We start from the raw sequence: 1,655 nt of genomic DNA, 5'->3' as shown, positions 1-1,655 counted from the left end.
AAGGTGATCCGTGCAGTCCGTGGGCCGGTAGGCGAGTCACGGCCCTCGAGCCGCGTCAGCGAAGGCCCGGTAGGGCAGGCGACGCAACCACACTTCCGGTACATGCCGACGCGAGCATTCCGGTCGCCGGTGATGCACCCGAGTAGTCTTCCCCCGCGTTACACGGCCTCGAGCATCTGAATCACATGTTGTGCCGAGCCAACCGGGCAATCCGTTCCCGCCGGGCCTGCTTGCGCTGGGCGGGTGTGGTGTAGACGTGGATCAACTCGGTCAACGTGTTGACCGCGATCCCGGGATCGAACCACGGTACGGGCGCGGCCACGTCCGGGACCCCGCCCCCGGTGACCGGGGCGACGGGGGTGCGCGGGAACAGGTAGTCGACGCCTTCGGGTGTGGTGGTGACCGAATCACCGGTGGGCGTGCGCCATTCCACCTCACGGCCCGGGTGGTGGAGGACCTGCCAACCGTTGGCGTGGTTGTCGGCCAATGTCTTGAGCCGGTGATGACGCCGACACCGGGCACCCAAATTGTCTTCGGTGGTGTGCCCGCCGGATGCGGGGTCGGTGTGGTCGAACCGGTCCTGGTGGTCGAGATCGGTGGCGGCGGCGGGGACGTGACAGCCCGGAGCCCGGCAGGTCCCGTCGAGAGCACGCACACGCCGGGCCAGGCGTGTGCGGGGCCGGTACCGCAATTCCGGTTCCACACCAGGATTTTCGGTGTTCTGGCTGGTCTCGGTGATGATGTCGAACCGGGCGTGACGGGCGACGCTACGCGCGAGATCGGCATCGATGGCACCCAGCCCCGCCAGCAACGCCGGGTTGTCCCGCAACCCGGCGAATGTCTCGGCCGAAACCCCCACCTGCACAAGGGCCTTACGCGCGACCGGAACCTCCTCGGCGGTGACCGCGCGCGGGCAGTCGGAGCGCCCGCACTGGCACACCAGCCGCCCGGTCCCATCAGCGAGGGCGACCAGGGCATCAGCACGACGCTGGCTGCTGTTGCGCGAATCCTGCCCACAGCACTGCGTGGAGGCCATCTCCCGCAGGCGCTCATACACCGTCTGACCACCCGCGGCCGGGAGCACCGCATCCAGCACAGCGGTGCCATTGTCGGCAGCGGTGATATTCACATAGCGCTCCGCCTCGGCGGTCTTACGCCGCAGGGTCTGACCTTCCGGGTCGGCCTCGAGCAGCCACCGGCGCACAGTACGGCGGACCCGCTGCGGGGCAGCGCCTTCCGCATACGCCACGATCTTGGGCTCCAACTCGGTGAGCAGCTCCTCGGAGACATTGGTCAGGGTCTCGCTGATCGCCCGCACCCGTGGCAGGTCGATACGCCCGGCGGCGAAGGCTTCCCGGGTGGCCGGGTAGCGGTGCTCCAAACCCAGGCCGAGCCCGATCAGGTTGTCGGCCGACCGCTGCGAGGTCTTCAACGCGACACCGATCTCGGTGGCCGCATCCTCCCCCGCATAGAGCTGCCCGACCCCGAGGTCGAGCTGTTCCTCACGGCGCATCCGGTAGAGCCGGGTCATCAACTCGATTTCCCGCGCTTGCAGCGCAGCTATTTCCGAGTGGACCGCGCGCAGCTCCTCGACCACCGCAACGGTGGCGAAGGCGTCATCAGCAATTTCACTCATACCATCGATCATAGATTCG

1 protein-coding gene is annotated in these 1,655 nt (G+C 67.9%); it reads right to left on the bottom strand.

Going from position 1 to position 1,655, the window contains the following annotated elements:
* Positions 1–181: 181 nt before the first annotated feature.
* The gene (locus tag NS2_RS35560) at positions 182–1,636 is read right to left on the bottom strand and encodes an HNH endonuclease signature motif containing protein (RefSeq protein ID WP_158544159.1); all 1,455 of its coding nucleotides are present in this window, start codon (positions 1,634–1,636) and stop codon (positions 182–184) included.
* Positions 1,637–1,655: the final 19 nt, after the last annotated feature.

The organism is Nocardia seriolae NBRC 15557, from assembly GCF_007990715.1.
GTDB classification, from domain to species: Bacteria; Actinomycetota; Actinomycetes; order Mycobacteriales; family Mycobacteriaceae; genus Nocardia; species Nocardia seriolae.
The sequence above is the reverse complement of the archived record's forward strand: the minus strand, read 5'-3'. Positions and strand labels throughout refer to the sequence as shown.

Bases quoted from the DNA above. Each gene is read 5' to 3' on its own strand.
- NS2_RS35560 (WP_158544159.1), bottom strand. From the start codon at position 1,636: ATGAGTGAAATTGCTGATGACGCCTTCGCCACCGTTGCGGTGGTCGAG.